The organism is Paracoccus rhizosphaerae (assembly GCF_026162645.1).
Lineage (GTDB): Bacteria > Pseudomonadota > Alphaproteobacteria > Rhodobacterales > Rhodobacteraceae > Paracoccus > Paracoccus rhizosphaerae.
The window spans coordinates 1-15,482 of the sequence record NZ_JAOTBE010000073.1 but is presented as its reverse complement, the minus strand read 5'-3'; the positions used below and the strand labels follow the sequence as shown (position 1 = coordinate 15,482).

The 15,482-nt window shown below is 61.8% G+C and carries 13 protein-coding genes and 1 pseudogene; 7 read left to right on the top strand and 7 right to left on the bottom strand.

The window, feature by feature from the left end:
* Positions 1 to 77 precede the first annotated feature (77 nt).
* Positions 78 to 1,142, top strand: coding sequence for a TRAP transporter permease (locus OC184_RS17185; RefSeq protein ID WP_265508385.1), 1,065 nt, complete (start codon positions 78 to 80; stop codon positions 1,140 to 1,142).
* A gap of 71 nt (positions 1,143 to 1,213) precedes the next feature.
* Here OC184_RS17185 and OC184_RS17180 read toward each other — a convergent pair whose 3' ends face one another.
* From OC184_RS17180 to OC184_RS17155, 6 genes are all read right to left on the bottom strand, one after another.
* Complete coding sequence (locus OC184_RS17180) at positions 1,214 to 2,629, bottom strand: M20 family metallopeptidase (protein ID WP_265508384.1); 1,416 nt, start codon at positions 2,627 to 2,629, stop codon at positions 1,214 to 1,216.
* 35 nt (positions 2,630 to 2,664) lie between these two features.
* Positions 2,665 to 3,669 carry an ABC transporter ATP-binding protein gene (locus OC184_RS17175; RefSeq protein WP_265508383.1) on the bottom strand — a complete coding sequence of 335 codons (1,005 nt, stop codon included), beginning with the start codon at positions 3,667 to 3,669 and terminating at the stop codon, positions 2,665 to 2,667.
* The gene (locus OC184_RS17170; protein WP_265508382.1) at positions 3,666 to 4,655 is read right to left on the bottom strand and encodes an ABC transporter ATP-binding protein; all 990 of its coding nucleotides are present in this window, start codon (positions 4,653 to 4,655) and stop codon (positions 3,666 to 3,668) included. Before OC184_RS17170 ends, OC184_RS17175 begins: the two co-directional genes overlap by 4 nt.
* Positions 4,652 to 5,560 (bottom strand): ABC transporter permease, encoded by a 909-nt coding sequence (locus OC184_RS17165; RefSeq protein ID WP_265508381.1) that lies wholly within the window; start codon positions 5,558 to 5,560, stop codon positions 4,652 to 4,654. Before OC184_RS17165 ends, OC184_RS17170 begins: the two co-directional genes overlap by 4 nt.
* Entirely contained in the window at positions 5,557 to 6,534 is a 978-nt protein-coding gene (locus OC184_RS17160; protein ID WP_265508380.1) for an ABC transporter permease, read from the bottom strand. Before OC184_RS17160 ends, OC184_RS17165 begins: the two co-directional genes overlap by 4 nt.
* 69 nt (positions 6,535 to 6,603) lie before the next feature.
* Positions 6,604 to 8,205, bottom strand: coding sequence for an ABC transporter substrate-binding protein (locus OC184_RS17155; RefSeq protein ID WP_265508379.1), 1,602 nt, complete (start codon positions 8,203 to 8,205; stop codon positions 6,604 to 6,606).
* Positions 8,206 to 8,351: 146 nt separating this feature from the next.
* Here OC184_RS17155 and OC184_RS17150 point away from each other — a divergent pair, with 146 nt between their 5' ends.
* The 6 genes from OC184_RS17150 (at position 8,352) to rpiB (ending at position 14,278) form a co-directional block, all read left to right on the top strand.
* Entirely contained in the window at positions 8,352 to 9,308 is a 957-nt protein-coding gene (locus OC184_RS17150) for a LysR substrate-binding domain-containing protein (protein ID WP_265508378.1), read from the top strand.
* 953 nt (positions 9,309 to 10,261) lie between these two features.
* Positions 10,262 to 11,011 (top strand): FadR/GntR family transcriptional regulator, encoded by a 750-nt coding sequence (locus tag OC184_RS17140; RefSeq protein ID WP_265508377.1) that lies wholly within the window; start codon positions 10,262 to 10,264, stop codon positions 11,009 to 11,011.
* Between the two features lie 22 nt (positions 11,012 to 11,033).
* A complete protein-coding gene (locus OC184_RS17135) occupies positions 11,034 to 12,020 on the top strand; it encodes a TRAP transporter substrate-binding protein (protein ID WP_265508376.1) in 987 nt (328 codons plus the stop codon).
* Between the two features lie 57 nt (positions 12,021 to 12,077).
* Positions 12,078 to 12,536, top strand: a complete 459-nt coding sequence (locus OC184_RS17130) for a TRAP transporter small permease (RefSeq protein ID WP_265508375.1) — start codon at positions 12,078 to 12,080, stop codon at positions 12,534 to 12,536.
* Between the two features lies 1 nt (position 12,537).
* On the top strand, positions 12,538 to 13,812 hold the full coding sequence (locus OC184_RS17125) for a TRAP transporter large permease (protein WP_265508374.1): 1,275 nt from the start codon (positions 12,538 to 12,540) through the stop codon (positions 13,810 to 13,812).
* A 19-nt stretch (positions 13,813 to 13,831) separates the two neighbouring features.
* Positions 13,832 to 14,278: a ribose 5-phosphate isomerase B gene (gene rpiB / locus OC184_RS17120; protein ID WP_265508373.1), complete on the top strand. Its 447-nt coding sequence runs from the start codon at positions 13,832 to 13,834 to the stop codon at positions 14,276 to 14,278.
* 169 nt (positions 14,279 to 14,447) lie between these two features.
* On the opposite strand, the pseudogene OC184_RS17115 reads toward rpiB, so the two are convergent.
* Positions 14,448 to 14,948 (bottom strand): annotated as a pseudogene (locus tag OC184_RS17115) (lipocalin family protein); the annotation flags it as partial.
* Between the last annotated feature and the right edge of the window lie 534 nt (positions 14,949 to 15,482).

Here is a 15,482-nt window from a genome sequence, read left to right as displayed (position 1 = left end):
CTGAAAATCCTCGCGCCCTCCCTGCTGCCGCAGAAAGGGAAAGGGTGGACGACTTTTACGCCGCCCGCAGCAGCTCCATGCCGCCGCTTCCGTGGCCTAGTTTCTCACCGCCGTTCTCAGTCGAGGCTGTGGCCTCTTCGGGCGGACAGATCATGCCGCCGCTGATGGGCGCAGGGGCCTTTGTCATGGTCGAGCTGACCGGCACGCCCTACACGCAGATCATCACCGCTGCCCTTCTGCCGGCGCTCCTCTACTTCATCGTGGTCTGGTTCGGGATCGATGCCTATGCGCGGCGTCTGGATCTGGGGGGACTGCCGCCGGAGCAGCAGCCCGAGGCCAGAGAAGTTCTGGTCACCTCCGCCTTCTTCATGGTCCCCTTTGCCGTGCTTCTGGGGGCGATGTTCTGGGCGGGCTACACGCCGCAGTACTCTGCCGCCCTGGCGATCATCGCAGGTGCCTTCCTGCTCCTGACCGGCGCCGACATGCGTCTTGACCTGCGGCGCACGGTGGCGAGGGTCGAGGTTGCGCTGATTGGTGCGGCGCGGCAGGTGTCGCTGATCGCGGCGATTATCCTTTGTGCATCGATCATCATCGGCGTGCTGGCCATGACCGGGCTGGGCGTGAAGATCACCTCGCTGATCCTGTCCGCTTCCAACGGCAACCTGTGGCCGTCGCTGCTGCTGACCGCGCTGGCCTGCCTTGTTCTGGGGATGGAGGTGCCCACGACGGCGGCCTATGTCATCTGCGTTTCGGTGGCAGGGCCTGCACTGACGGCTCTGGGCCTGGAGCCGCTCCAGGCGCATCTCTTCGTCTTCTGGTTCGCGCTGCTGTCCACCATCACGCCGCCGGTTTGCGGCGCCGTCTTCATTGCGGCTGGCATGGCGGAGGAGAACTGGCTGCGGGTGGCCCTGACAGCCATGGCACTGGGTGTCGGGCTCTACCTCATCCCCTTGGGCATGATCGCGCGTCCGGACCTGATAAGGCTGGCTGAGGCGCCGGGTTCTGCATTGCTGTCCGCCGCCTTCGTCGGAGGAGGGTGCGTGATCATCTCCTACGCGTTGATCGGGTTGCGGAGGCCGGTGCAGACAGTAGCAGGGCTGGTGCTGGGCCTGGCGATGATCTTCGTCAGCTGGGGAGCATAAGGGCGGAGCGACAGGCAGATACGTTGCGCGCTGTGTCTGCTCCGCCTGATCTGCTCGAGCGCCAGTTGCCGTTACATGTCGCCAACGGGTGGTGCCACGCCTGCCGGAATTGGACAGTCGTAGGGGTAGCTTGCCAAATGATCGGCATGTGCCTGTTTTGCCGCAGCAAGCAGGCTGCTGTCCAGTAAAGCAGCGCGGGCGGTGGCAGCCATCACCTTCGCAGCATGCAACATGCCTTTATGTGCGGCCGGTGCCTTGCCTTGTGCAGTCTGCTGCCAACTGTGCAGTGCGGTCCCTACCGCGCAAGTCGCGACACGCGCCTGCACAGTTGGGACTTTCCAACTGACATCTCCCACGTCAGTCGAGCCTATTCCACCCATGAATGGTCGGTCCAGCGGCGCGACGAAATCGCAGAGCGGTATATCAAAGTCGGGCTTCATTGCCAGGCGCTCGAAAGTGTCTGCAATGTCGTCTCGGGACAGGCTTTCGCGGATGCGGGTGGCAAAGGCGGCATCCTCTGCGTCGAAGGGCACGGGCCCCAGAGCCTCGAACTGGGCCTGCATCGCCTCGGACAGGGGTCGGTTCTCCGTCAGGTTCGAGACTGCCGAAAAGACCTGCGATGTGACTTGGGTGCCCGACATCATTGCTGCACCGTCCGCAATGGCGCGCACGCGCTCGACCAGCGAGGCCAAACCCTGCAGGCTGGGGCTGCGGATCAACTGGCGCACGGTCGCCTTAGCCTGCACCACATTGGGCGCGATGCCGCCTGCATCGAGATAGGCATAGTGAACCCGTGCCGCGTCCGGCATGTGCTCGCGCATGTAGTTGATGCCGATGTTCATCAGCTCAACTGAGTCCAGCGCCGAACGACCTAGTTCAGGCGCACCTGCCGCATGGGCGGCCTTGCCATGAAAGGTGAAATCGATCCGCGTATTGGCCAGCGACCGCATATCGTCGACCGCGTTGAAGCTGGCCGGATGCCATGTGATGGCGATATCAACATCGTCGAACTGCCCATCGCGCACCATGTAGGTCTTGGCCGCGCCGCCCTCCTCTGCGGGGCATCCGTAGTAGCGAACCCGGCCCTCAATCCCCTCGGCCTCCAGCCAGTCCTTGACGGCTGTGGCGGCCGACAGTGCTGCAGAACCCAGGAGATTGTGCCCGCAACCGTGGCCGAAACCGTGATCCGCAATCTGCTTGGGCTCTGCCAGCCCCGGCTCCTGGGACAGACCTGGCAGTGCATCATATTCGCCTAGAATGGCAATGATCGGACCGCCTAGGCCTGCCTCCCCCATCACAGCGGTCGGAATGCCGGCGAGGTTCTCGGTCACTCGAAAGCCTTGGTCGCGCAGCATCTGCGTATGGGCGGCGCAGGATTGCTTTTCACCATAAGCCAGTTCAGGCGTGTCAAAAACGCGATCGGCAAGGCCAGTGAATTCCCGCCCCTTCGCATCAACGAAGGACCAGATGGGGTTAGCATTCTGCATCAGAAAATCTCCTCGGGGTCTTCATTCTATAGGGCTCAAGCCGCGCGGTCGTTCAGGTGGCAGGCTGAAAGGCGGCCTGGCGCAACTTCTCTTAAAGTGGGTATTTCAACTCGGCACCGGTCGTGGGCATGGGGGCAGCGAGGGTGGAAATGGCAACCTTTGGGCGGATTCATGGGGGAGGGGAGTCCGCCGGTGATGGCGCGATAAGTCTTCTTGCCGGTTTCGAATGTCGGGATCTCGCTGACCAATGCCTGAGTGTAAGGGTGGTTCGGCCGGGCAATCAGGTCCTCGGCCTCGCCCAGTTCCACAAGCCGGCCCAGATACATCACCGCGATCCGGTCCGAGATATGCTCGACCACGCCAAGATCATGGCTGACGAACAGATACGTCAGCTCGAACTCTTCGCGCAGCTTTACGAAAAGGTTCAGGACCTGCGCCTGGATTGACACGTCCAGCGCCGCAACGGATTCGTCGCAGACCAGGAAATCCGGGCGGACGGCCAGTGCGCGGGCAATCCCGACCCGCGCCCTTTGCCCGCCCGAAAACTGGTGCGGATACCGCTTTCCCGTGCTAGGATCGAGACCCACCTGCTGCAGGATATCCTCGACATAGCTCGGAACCCGATCGCGCGACACGATGCCATGGACGCGCGGTGCCTCGCCGACGATGTCGCGGACCCGCATGCGCGGATTGAGCGAGGACATGGGATCCTGGAAGATCATCTGGATCTTCAGCGCGGCATCGCGAGCAGCGGCTCCCTTCAGCCCTGCCACGTCCTGCCCATTGTAACGGATCTTTCCTTCTGACGGCGTGGTCAGCCCTGCCACCATACGGCCAAGGGTAGATTTGCCGCAGCCGGACTCGCCGACTAGCCCCAGAACCTCGCCGCGGCGGATGCTCAGGCTGACGCCATCAACGGCATGGACCGTCACCGGCGCAATTTTGGCGCCCAACGTGCGAGCCGTCCGTTCCGCGATATCGAGATCCTTTGAAAAGCGCTTGGACACGCCGTCGATCTGGAGGATGAGGTCAGGAGTCACGGCGCAAGGACCTTTCCGGGAGGTTCGTCATGGGGATGGACGCAACGCACGCTGCGATCAGCGCCCGCCGGGGCGAGCGAGGGCTCGACCAAACAGGCGTCATCGGCGCGTGGGCAGCGGGGTGCAAATTTGCATCCCTGAGGCAGGTTCAGCAGCGACGGTGTCATGCCCTTGATCTGGGTCAGCATCGCACCGTGGCGCTTGCCTTGCGGCACGCTGTCGATCAGCCCGCGTGTATAGGGATGACGGGGATTGGCGATGACCTCGGCCGTCGGGCCTTCCTCGATGATGCGCCCTGCATACATGACGGCCAAGCGGTCGGCCAAACTCGACACCACGGCCAGATCATGGGTAATCCAGATCAGTGCGGTGCCCGATTTCACACAAAGCTCCTGCACCTCGGAAAGGATTTGCGCTTGGATGGTGACATCCAACGCGGTCGTGGGCTCGTCTGCGATGATCAGGTCGGGCTTGTGCAGAAGCGCTATGGCAATGGCCACACGCTGCCGCATCCCGCCCGAGAACTGGTGCGGGTAGCTTTGCAGCCGCTCGTCCGGGGACGAGATGCCGACCTGGACCAGTGCCTCGCGCGAGCGGCGTAGAGCTTCGGCGCGCGAAACCTTTTCATGTGCACGAACTGTCTCAACCATCTGCGTGTCGATCCGCAGAACCGGGTTTAGCGTCATCATCGGGTCTTGGAAGATCATCGCGATGCGCTTGCCGCGCAGGTGGCGCAGCATCGGCTCACCCCCCGCGACCAAGTCGTCGCCGTCGAAGACAATCTGTCCGCCGGTAACGCGGCCGGGTGGATCAACCAGTCCCAGGATCGAGAAGCCGGTGACTGACTTGCCCGATCCGGACTCGCCGACCAACCCAAGGATCTGGCCCTTATCTAGCGAGAAACTGACTCCGTCGACAGCCTTGGCGACACCATCGCGCGTGAGGAAATGCGTCTGCAAATCCCTGACGTCCAGAAGCTTGGTCATTTCTGCAACCTCGGGTTCAGGACATCGCGCAGGCGGTCGCCGACGAGGTTGATTGCGATGATAGTTACTACCAGCGCTATGCCGGGAAACAGGCTGATCCAATAGCTGCCTGACAGCAGGTAGTCATAGCCGTTGGCGATCAGGAGCCCCAACGATGGCTCGGTGATGGGCACGCCCACGCCCAGAAAGGACAGCGTCGCCTCCAGCGCGATGGCCTGCGCGATCTGCACAGTCGCCACGACGATCAGCGGCGGGACGCAATTGGGCAGCAGGTGGCGGAACATGATGCGCCGGTTCGACAGCGCAAGGCAGCGGGCGGCGTCGATGTAATCCTTGCGCGTCTCGACGATGGCTGAGCTGCGGACCGTTCGGGCATAATAGGCCCATTGCACGATCACCAGTGCCAGGATCACCTTGTCCACGCCGCGCCCCAGCAGGGCCAGCAGGATCAGCGCGATCAGGATGGCCGGGAAGGACAGCTGCAGATCGACGACGCGCATGATGAAGCTGTCCAGCCGGCCACCGAAATAGGCCGCGGTGACCCCCACCACCGTCCCGATGGTGATCGCCAGCGCCAGAGAGATCAGCGCCACCATCAGGCTGATGCGCAGCCCGTACATGATGGCCGACAGCATGTCGCGGCCCTGCTGGTCGGTGCCTAGCCAATAGGTCATGTTCGTGCCGAAGCTCGTCTCTCCGGGCGGCAGGGCGCTGTCCATGATATTCAGCTGCGCCAGGTCATAGGGGTTCTGCGGCGCGATCCATGGGGCCGCGAGGGCGATCAGGGCCACCAGCACGAACAGCGACAGGCCGATGACGGCGACGGGATCTTCCAGGAACTCTTTGGCGATACGCCTGGAGGGGCTGTCGATGCGGACCGGAGTGGAGATGCCGACCTGTGTCATGCCTTCATCTCCGACAGGCGGATCCTCGGATCCAGCAGCGAATAGATCACGTCGACCAGCAGGTTGATGGCCACGATGATCAGCACCGTCAGCATCAGGTAGGCGACGATCACCGGGCGATCCAAAAGGTTGATGCTGTCGATCAGCAGCTTGCCCATGCCGGGCCAGGCAAAGACCGTCTCGGTCACGATGGCGAAGGCAACCATCGAACCCAGTTCAAGGCCGATGATGGTGACGACGGGGATCATGATGTTCTTGAGGACGTGGACCAGCACGACCCGGCGGCCCGACAGGCCCTTGGCGCGGGCGAACTTGATGTAGTCCTGCAGGCAGACCTCGCGCGTGTTCGCGCGGGCCAGGCGGATGATCAGCGACATCTTGAACAGTGCCAGGTTGATCGCCGGCAGGATCAGGTGGGTCAGCCCGTCCCAGGTCAGGAAGCTGACCTGCAGCCCCAGGAACTCGGTCGTCTCGCCCCGCCCGCCGGCGGGCAGCCAGCCCAACAGGACCGCGAAGACCAGGATCAGCAGCATTCCCTGCCAGAAGTTCGGCAGCGAAAAGCCCAAGATCGAACCGCCCATGATCGTCCGCCCCGCGATGCTGTTCGGGCGCAGCCCTGCCCAGACGCCCAGTGGGATGCCGATGCCGACCGACAGGAACAGCGCGACCAGCGCCAGCTCCATCGTTGCGGGCAGGCGGTCCAAGATGATCTCCAATGCCGGGCGGCCATAGACGAAGGACGTGCCCAGGTCGCCATGCAACGCGTTCCAGATAAATATCCCGAACTGCTGATAAAGCGGCTTGTCCAGCCCCAGCCGCTCGGTTGTGGCGATGATGTCGGCCTGCGTGGCCTCGGGGTTGATCAAGACATCGACGGGGTTGCCGATGAAATAGACGCCCAGGAAGACCAGAATTGCCATAGCCATGACGGCAAGCAGGCTCTGTCCCACCCGGCGGACAAGATAAACGATCATGGGATGTCCTTGGGTCCGGCGAGATGCGGGGGACCGGCGCGACCCTCGGGACGCGCCGATCGGTTCGGATCACTCGGAGACGCGCTCGACCTCGGTGGCCATCGTGTACTGATCGACGCGCGGCTCGTAGGAGAGTTCAGGCTTCATCGCCCAGACCGTCTGTTCATAGTGCAGCGGGATGATGCCGAAATCGTCCAGCACCATCGTCTCGGCCTCCTGCAGCATCTGGTCGCGCTTGGCGTCGTCGATGGTGGACATGGCCTCGACCAGCAGGGTGTCCATCTCAGGGTTGGAATAGCGCCCCGCATTGGTGGGCCCCATGCCGGTGTCGGCATCGTAAGTCGCCACTAGAGACTTCAGCGGCGATGACATGTCGCCCGAGGACGCACCCCAACCCGCCATGTAGATCGGGAACTCCAGTGCATTGCGGCGCGAGAAAAACTGGCTGGCGGTACTGGCATCCACGGTCGTCTGGATGCCGATCTGTGCCAGCATCTGCGCCACGGCTTGCGCGACCTGTTCGTCGTTGATGTAGCGGTCGTTTGGCGTGCCCAGCGTGATCGAGAAGCCGTCGGGATAGCCGGCCTCGGCCAGCAGTTCCTTGGCGCGTTCCGGATCATAGGCATCGACCGGACGGCCTGAAGTGCCGAACATCGGCGGTGGCAGCAGTTCCCCTGCAGGCTGGGCATAGCCGCCCATGATCCGGTCGGTGATGGCCTGGCGGTTGATCGACAGCGAGATCGCCTTGCGGACGCGCGGGTCCAGAAGCGGGTTGCCGTCGGTGCCGCCGATGCCGGGCGCGTCCTCCTGCTGCAGCATGTGCAGATAGATCACGCGGTTCGACAGGGCGTCCACCACCTTGAAGCCCGCCTGCTCGATCCGCGGGATGTCCTGAATGGGAGGCGACTCGATCATGTCGACATCGCCAGCCAGCAGCGCCGCCACGCGGGGGCCGTCGCTGGTGATAGGCCGCATCACCACACGCTCCCAGTCCGGCGTGCCGCCCCAGTAGTCGTCGAACCGGGTCAGCACGACCTGAGAGCCACGGGTATAGCTGTCCAGCTTATATGGTCCGGTGCCGACTGCCACCTCGGGCGAATTGAAAGCCGGAGCCTGGGGCACGTCGCCCATTCCCTCGCAGGTTCCTTCAGGGCCATAGGTGACCTCGTCCTCGGCGCCCAGCGTGGTGGCCGAGACCACGGCCAAGCTCCATAGTTCGACCGGCAGAAGCGGATTGGTCGCGGTCGTCGTGATGGTCAGTGTGTGATCGTCCTCCGCCTGCATGTCGGCAATGCCGCCGGTGAAGATGGTGAAAGCCGAAGGCGAGTTTTCCACCAGCGGTACCCGGCAGAACGAATAGATCACGTCGCGGGCGGTGAAGTCGCTGCCGTCATGGAACTTGACGCCTTGCCGTAGTTTGAAGCGCCAAGTGGTGTCGTCCACGGCCTCCCAACTCTCGGCAAGGCCGGGCGTGACCTTCTGCAGCGCATCTTGGGTGGTCAAAGCCTCGAAGATGTTCTTTGCCACTTGGATGTTGGTGGACAGCTGGTGGAACTGGGGGTCCATCGACGTCGCCTCGGACTTCAGCCCAATAGAAAGATCTTGGGCGATCGCGGGGGCAAGGCCCGCTGCAAAGAGGCCGGCCATGAGCGGCAGGGTCAGTTGTTTCACAGTCATATCCTTCCTGTCGGGTTGCCTTGATGGATCCTTAACCCTGGGGTTGGTCCCCAGTGGCGCGATCTTGCTTGGCGGTTACGGTATTATGCATTAATCAGAAGTCAATTATTAATAGCAATGCGCTTTGGTCATAGAGCACGATGAAGATTGAGGAAGCTACCGCCGAAAAGGATCGTCGTTCCGGCATTACCCTGCGAGAACTGGAGGTTCTGCAGGCTCTTGTGGGCGCGGGAACAGCCATCAGTGCGGCTCGCGGCTTGGGTATTTCGCAATCAGCGGTCAGTCGTCGCCTTGCACAGCTTGAGGGAAGGCTTGGCTTTCAGCTGTTCGGGCGCTCGGGTGGCCGCCTTGTTCCCACCGTCGAGGCCTTGTCGATCAACGAGCAGCTGACCCCTGTATTCGAGACCCTAGCGCGCATTGCCAATCACTCCGACCAGACCAACCATTCGCATTCCGGCGCCCTCGTCATCGTGGCTCCACCAACGATTGCACACCGTTTTCTTCCAAGCCGGATCGCCGCGTTCAAGAAACAAAATCCAGAGTTGCAGATCACCTTTGATGTATTGGCCAGCGACAGTCTGCTGACCGGAATTGCCGAAGGGCGGTTCGACCTCGGAATGACCGATAGCAACGTGGCCCACGAAGGCATTCAGAGCGAACCACTGCTGGAAACACAGGCAATCTGCATTTTGCCGCGGCATCATCATCTCGCGTCATTGAGTGCGATTCGGCCCGAAGACCTTCAGGGCGAACCCTTCATTGCCCTGTCGCGGCGCCATTCAAGTCGCGCGGCAATCGACCGCCTGTTCGATCGAGCAGGCGTGCGGTTGAATGTTCAACTGGAGGCATCGACCAATGTGTCGGTGACAGAGTTTGTTCGTGAGGGACTTGGTGTGTCGCTGCTCAATCCCTTTCCGCTGGTCGACCAGATGGGTGAGAGTATTATGATGCGTCCGTTCCTGCCACTGCTCGGCTACAGCACGAACTTTCTGCTGCCTTCCAGTCGGGCGCCCTCGGCAGCGACCTTGGCCTTCATGCAGGCGACACGTGCCAGCCTTGATCGCGACGTTTATCCCACTCTACCGTCTTCTTTCTGAGCCAGAAAGAAACTGGGTGCGTGATTGATCAGCCGGGAGCTTCCAGCCTGATTGGTGAGGTGCGACGCGACCAGCAGGAGTTCCAGTCTGCGCTGGTCGACCATCTCCAAATCTTGCTGGTTTAATGCGGTGTGGAGTATCGCTGCGTGATAGGCGCTCGAGTAGATGCTGCGTGATTGCGCCGGCAGCGGGTCCTAGCCTCTGACCGGGTGGTAACCCCAAGTTCTTTTTCTGCAACTGGAGAACTTGCGCACAAAGCCCACCACACATGAAACGGCACGGGAAGGACCCAACGGGCGGGGTGGGCAGCCTAGGCGTTGCGGCTGCCCAGCTTGATCAAGGGCCAACATTCGCCCCGTTCCCCCGAGAGATCCCCGTCAGCACACGCCCAGTGACGTTGCGCACGAAGACCTATCGCGTCGCGCGGTCGTATGCGACGAGGAGGTATCGCGTCGTTCCCTGTCGGCCATTTTGCGGCAGGTATTTTAGGCCGAGATACTCATAGCCCGGCTTATAGGCCTTGAAGGCCGCGTCCGCAGGCCGTGGTGCGGCAGCCTGCAGCGTGCGCAGCAGAGGCATTGGCCACTCAGCCTGCAGCGACAATCGGTATTGTAGCCGTTTCTGATAATGTCGCCCGCCCTGTCGACACAAGGCAGGCCGTGGCAGAGCCGGACGAGCGCGCGGAGGCGTCTTGATGTTCTCCCGAACAGTGCGAGCCTGAATGGCCCCTGAGGAAGGCCACTGTTCAGGAGCCGGACTACATTGGTCTTACCAATGCTCCCAGCTGCAGGCGTGGACGTTAACTATCCAAGTAATTGAATAGAAAACTTACTTTCTGGATAATGCGGATGTTTTACCTGCTCGCTTCTTTGCCCCGAGATACTCCTAACTAAACCATTTGACCCCTTGGCTGCTTTGGTAGGATGTTTTTCGGACCAAGGGGGGAGGGGCACGTGACAGAGGTTCCGGCAGTCGAGGCAAGGCAGACAGGTTCGCAGCGGGTTGTATCCTACTTCAAGGAGCGCATCCTCAGGGGCCACTTGAAAGTCGGTGATCGCGTCATGCCAGAGCGCGAACTGGCGCAGGAACTCAATGTGGGCCGGCCGCTGCTGCGCGAGGTCATGAAGTCGCTGGTCATGCTGGGATTTCTGGATGTCCGCCAAGGCAGCGGCACCTATATTGCCCGGGCAGACATCCGGGTCCTGTCGGATTTCTTTACCTTCTGCCTCTCGCAGGAACAGGACATCTTGGAGGACGTGATGCAGGCCCGCATGGCGATCGAATGCCAGGCCATCCGCCTTGCCTGCGAGCGCGCCAACGAGGCTGACCTGAGCCGCATAGGCCAGTGGTTGAGCGCGCTTATTGAAACGCTGGGTGATCCGGAAGCCGGAGGCAGGGCCGATTTCATGTTCCATCAGTCCATCGTCGCGGCCAGCCACAGCCGGTCGCTGACGACGCTCTACGGCGCGATGTCCGAGTTGCTGCAGCGAAGCCACGTCCAGCGCCGCGCCACCACCTACCGGAACCCGAACATCGTCCGGGTCCTGGTCGAGGCGCACCGCGAAGTATTTCTCTCGATCGTGGCTAAGGATGCAGATCAAGCCGATCGCCGCCTTCGTGAGCATTTCGCGATTGGCGACGACTTGCGTCGCAAGAGTCTGATCGAGACCTACAGGAGCGGTCTCGAACGGAAATTGAACTGAACAATCCCAAGGGAGGGGAACCATGTTTATCAAGACAGGCAAGCTTATTGCTTTCGCCGCCATGACAATGACCGCTTTGCCCGCCATGGCGCAGGAACTTCGCTACGCCCATGTGGGTGCCGAAGGCGACATCCAGACCCGCTATGCCGAGGAAGCGGCGGCCGGGATCGCCGAGGCGACCGATGGCGAGGTCACCGTCGAAGTATTCCCTGCGAGCCAGCTGGGCGGCGTTTCCGAAATGGTCAGCGGCGTGCAGATGGGCTCGATCCCGATGGGCCACCATGACTTCGCCTCACTGGCGCAGATCGTGCCGGAGGTCTCTGTATTCAACGCTCCGTTCATCTATCGCGATGGAGCTCATGCACTGGCCGCCACGGATCCTGCAACGTCGCCTGCGCTCCAGCAGATCAACGAGCGGCTGGTTGAGGAGGGCGGGGTCCGGATCATCGGCCGCATCTATCGCGGTGCCCGCCACATCTCGTCCAACTTCGAAGTGAAGTCGCCCGAGGATCTGGCGGGCAAGCCGTTCCGTGCGGTGCCGCTGGATCTGTGGGTGTCCATGGTCAAGGGCTTCGGTGCCACGCCCACCCCCGTCGAAGTCGCCGAGCTTCCCACGGCCCTGATGACCGGGCTGGTGGTGGGGCAGGAGAACCCGCTCACGATGATCACCTCGAACAGCCTGCACGAGGTGCAGAGCCATGTGGCTATGACGGGGCACATGCAGTCGATCCTGGCAATCTTCGTGAATGAGGACGTGTGGCAGGGCCTTTCCGAAGAAAACCGTGCCGCGATCACGGATGTGCTGGATGCCAAGGCAGAGGAGTCGCTGACCTGGGCGCAGGAGTCCGAGGACAGCTTGGTAGCCGAACTGGAAGACAAGGGCATGACGGTCGTGACCGAGGAGGACGGGCTGGATGTGGCGGCGTTCCGTGAAAACGTTCTGGCGCAGATCAACGCCGATTTCCCGGAATACCAGCCCTACATCGAACAGATCATGGCGGTCGAGTGATCGACAGCAGGTCGGCCTGCCGATGGCGGGCCGGCCGTTTCGCAAGGGGACTTCATCATGCGCAAGAGCCTTGAGTTCGTCTGCGTGTTTCTTCTGGGTGCGCTGGTCGCCGTGCCCTTCATCCAGATCATCGCGCGCGAGGTCTTCGGCGCAGCCATCGTCGGAGCCGAGGAACTGACCCGCTTTCTTCTGATCTGCACCGTCTTCGTCGCCTATCCGCTGGTTGTATCCAGCAACGAGAACATCGTCATGGCTGAGTTGCTGGAGGCGCTTCCAACGCGCCTGCGCCGTGGGATCCGCTTTCTGATCATCACGGCAGGGATCGTCACCTGCGGCTTTCTAGGCTGGGTGGCGATCCAGAACATCATGGGCAACCTGCGCGGCGCCACGCCGACGCTGAAGATCCCGTTCTGGATCTTCATGGGCGCGACGGCCTTCGGTTTCGCCGGCGCCTGCATCGTCCACCTGGCCCAGCTTCGCAGGCCGCCGGACGCGCAGAGTTCGGTGGCGCTCTGACATGGGCATTGCACTGATCCTGATCTTTCTGGCGCTCTTCGTCCTGGGCTTTCCGGTCGTCTATGCCATCCTGATCCCGGCCATCGGCTATGTCCTAATTGAGGGTCTGCCGCTCGGGCTGCTGACCCAGAGGGTGACCTATGCCCTGGACAGCTTTCCGCTGGTCGCGGTGCCGATCTTCATCTTCGTGGGAAACCTGATGAACCTAGCGGGCGTCACCGACCGCATCTTCCGCTTTGCAGATACGCTGGTGGGGCGGCTGCCGGGGGGGCTGGCGCAGGTGAACATCTTCTCCAGTCTGATCTTCTCCGGCATGTCCGGTGCAGCACTGGCCGATGTCGGGGGGTTGGGCCGGATCGAGATCGAAGCCATGAGGAAACGCGGCTTCTCTGCCCCCTTTGCGGGCGCCGTGACAGCGGCCTCCGCGGTGGTTGGTCCGATCTTTCCACCCAGCATCCCGCTGATCGTCTACGGCTCCGTCACCAGCGTTTCAATCGTGCAGCTGCTGCTCGCGGGGATCGTGCCTGCGCTCATCTGCATCCTGCTGCTGATGGTCACCGCCGCCATCATCGCCATCGTCAACCAGATGCCGCGCGCCGACCGCGCCTCGACCCTGCGAGAGATCGTGGTCAGCCTGATCCCGGCGCTGCCCGCGTTGTTCGCGCCGGTCCTGATGATCGCCGGGATGCTGCTGGGCATCTTCACGCCGACCGAAGCTGCTGCCGTCACCGTCTTCTATGTTCTTCTGATCAGCGGCCTCTTTTATCGGGAGCTGACTTGGCCGCATCTGTGGAACGCGATGCTGATGACGATCCGCAGCACGAGCGCCATCCTGATCATCGTCGCCGTCGCCTCCCTCTTTGGCTGGATCCTTGCGGTCGAGCAGATCCCGCAGGACTTCGCGCGATGGATACTTCAGTTCGCGGACAGCCCGATCCTGCTGCTGATGATTGCCAACCTGATCTTCTTCATCGCGGGCATGTTCCTCGACTCGACGACGGCGACATTGCTGGTGGTGCCCGTCATCGCCCCGCCGATGGTGCTGGCCGGAGTTGATCCAGTCCATCTTGGCATCGTCGTGATCTTCAACCTGATGCTGGGCCTGCTGACGCCGCCGATGGGCCTGTCCCTATTCCTGGTCTGCGACATCGCGCAGGTGACATTGCGGCAGTTGCTGCGGGCGCTTCTGCCCTTCTACCTGCCTTTGCTGCTGACCCTGGCGGTCATCACCTTCAACCCGGACCTGGTGCTGTGGCTGCCAAGTCTTCTACGATAACTTAGAAAAGGTAAATCACATGCGTATTGTCATCGGGTCAGATCATGCGGGCTTTCCGCTGAAGGCTACCGTCGTTGATCATATCCGGAAGTCGGGACACGCGGTCGAGGACGTCGGTTCTCATGATGACCAGCCGGTGGACTTCCCCGATATCGCCAAGCTGGTGACTGGTTCCGTCGCCGATGGGAGGGCCGACAGGGGGCTCCTGGTCTGCGGGACCGGCGTCGGTGCTTCGATTGCAGCGAACAAGGTCCGGGGCATCAGGGCAGCCGTTTGCCATGACATCCATTCTGCTCACCAATGCGTCGAACATGACGACGTAAACGTCATGTGCATCGGGGCCCAGATCGTCGGGCCATGGTTGGCGCTGGATCTGATCGATGCCTATCTGGCTGCCGAATTTTCCACCGACGAAGATTTCCGTCGTCGTGTCGAAAAGCTGCACCAGATGGACAACGAGCGCTGATGGTTGCCTGCCGCGGTCCGGATATGCTGCGGCAGGCAGAACCTGTCTTAAAAAAAGGAACCTCGCTACGTCTTCGTACAATGCCACAACCAGGCTGGTCGCCCCGGCGCCGGGTGGCGTCAGGAGGAGCGGACTTACGACTAAGGTCATGTCCGGAAGATCCGGGAGATCAGTCGTAGCCCGTCATCTCCAGATATCCCTTGCCGTTGTGGCTGCCTGTAGTCGTGACCGGTCCCTCCCAGTAGGGCGCTGAGGTCTGCATCCAGGCGTCGGGGTTTAGGCCCGCCACCGTCACATCCACATCCTGTGCGGGCAAGTTGACCTGCCATGTTGTCGGCACCTGCCGCCCGGCCACATCATGCCATTCCAGAGGTGTCGCGGTGAAGGCTCCGTCATCAAGGGCAGTGGCCTGTCCATCGGCAGTGATCCAGATTGCGGAGGTGTAGTCCCCGCTTCCGCGCAGGAAAAAGCCCATCAGCTTGTCGCCGCTGTCGAAGGGCAAGGACAACCAGTCCCAGCCCTGCTGATCCTCGGCCGGAGGTTGCGAAGACCACTCCTAGTCGAGCCATGCCGTGCCTGAGACAGGGAGCTCGCTTTGCGGGAGGAACAGCGTATCGGACAGATCAAAGAAGGGTTGTGAGTAGTAGCTGCCCTGTCCGGCGGCAGATTTCCCTTTCTGTGCAGCAAGGCAGGCCTCGGCCCGCTACAAAAGGGTCGCAACTTGGCTGCGGTTCCCTTGGGGCTACGCTGGTGCGTCAAACTGCCTTCAAGTCAAAGGCGAGATGTAGCGTTGAACCAAGGTGACAAGGCATGTTTGCTAGTCAGGCAGCGCCTCAGCCGGAACCAGCATTGAACGGCCCTGACGGTCGGTAAACTGCTATGGTGGCTGGTCGGCCCCTTCTCGTCGACAAGTCGCAAGTCGGATAAAACCGCTTCGTGCTTGAAGTTCCGCTGCTTGCATCGGATGCAGCACGTCTGATCCTGCCGGCTTCGAACCAGACCGAGCCGCCTCTATGTCACCAGTAGGAACCTCGATGGAGCTTTGGGCACTCGTAACAATTGCAGCGGCAGCTGTTCAGACATGCCGCTTCATGCTGCAAAAGCACCTGAAGGCCACTGGCCTCTCGACCGGCGGCGCGACATACGCGCGCTTCCTGTTTGCCGCGCCCATCGCTGCGATGGCGCTTGCAGTGCTTGTCATTGT

Bases quoted from the DNA above. Each gene is read 5' to 3' on its own strand.
- OC184_RS17185 (WP_265508385.1), top strand. From the start codon at position 78: ATGCCGCCGCTTCCGTGGCCTAGTTTCTCACCGCCGTTCTCAGTCGAG.
- OC184_RS17180 (WP_265508384.1), bottom strand. From the start codon at position 2,629: ATGCAGAATGCTAACCCCATCTGGTCCTTCGTTGATGCGAAGGGGCGG.
- OC184_RS17170 (WP_265508382.1), bottom strand. From the start codon at position 4,655: ATGACCAAGCTTCTGGACGTCAGGGATTTGCAGACGCATTTCCTCACG.
- OC184_RS17165 (WP_265508381.1), bottom strand. From the start codon at position 5,560: ATGACACAGGTCGGCATCTCCACTCCGGTCCGCATCGACAGCCCCTCC.
- OC184_RS17160 (WP_265508380.1), bottom strand. From the start codon at position 6,534: ATGATCGTTTATCTTGTCCGCCGGGTGGGACAGAGCCTGCTTGCCGTC.
- OC184_RS17150 (WP_265508378.1), top strand. From the start codon at position 8,352: ATGAAGATTGAGGAAGCTACCGCCGAAAAGGATCGTCGTTCCGGCATT.
- OC184_RS17135 (WP_265508376.1), top strand. From the start codon at position 11,034: ATGTTTATCAAGACAGGCAAGCTTATTGCTTTCGCCGCCATGACAATG.
- OC184_RS17130 (WP_265508375.1), top strand. From the start codon at position 12,078: ATGCGCAAGAGCCTTGAGTTCGTCTGCGTGTTTCTTCTGGGTGCGCTG.
- OC184_RS17125 (WP_265508374.1), top strand. From the start codon at position 12,538: ATGGGCATTGCACTGATCCTGATCTTTCTGGCGCTCTTCGTCCTGGGC.
- rpiB (WP_265508373.1), top strand. From the start codon at position 13,832: ATGCGTATTGTCATCGGGTCAGATCATGCGGGCTTTCCGCTGAAGGCT.